Raw genomic sequence first — 471 nt, 5'->3', positions numbered from 1 at the left:
ACGGAGGAGAGGAGGACAAGGACCCGGCTCCGGAAGCCTCCCAGGGACTTGGCCCGGACCACGGCCAAAGCCTCCTCCGCCCGGCGCAGGGCCCAGCCCGTCCTGCCCCGGTGCAGGTGGGCCACCCCCAGGCCGTGGAGTGCCCAGGCCCGGCCCAGGTGGTCCTCCCGGGCGCTGAAGTGGTCCAGGGCCCGCCTCAAGGCCTCCTCCGCCTCCTCCCAGCGCCCGGCCCGGACGAGGAGGGCCCCCAGGTCCTGCCACACCCACCCCGCCCGCTCCCGGGCCAGGGAGGCCGCCTTCCGCACCAGCCGCAGGCCCTCCTCGTCCCCCAGGTGCCAGCGGGCCCAGCCCTTCAGCCTGAGCCACTCGGGGTTCTCCGGCTGGGGGTCCTGGTCCAGGGCCGCCTCGCCCTCCCGGTAGCGCCCGAGCTGGAGGAAGAGGCGGACGGCCTCGAGGTCCACCCGCCCGTCC

1 protein-coding gene is annotated in these 471 nt (G+C 76.6%); it reads right to left on the bottom strand.

Going from position 1 to position 471, the window contains the following annotated elements:
* On the bottom strand, nt 1-471 hold a 471-nt coding region (locus tag ACYQ0J_RS00595), incomplete at both ends, for a tetratricopeptide repeat protein (RefSeq protein WP_460170263.1).

The organism is Thermus sp. FJN-A, assembly GCF_054655095.1.
Note: the sequence above shows the minus strand (reverse complement) of the source record. Positions and strands in the feature narration are given on the sequence as shown.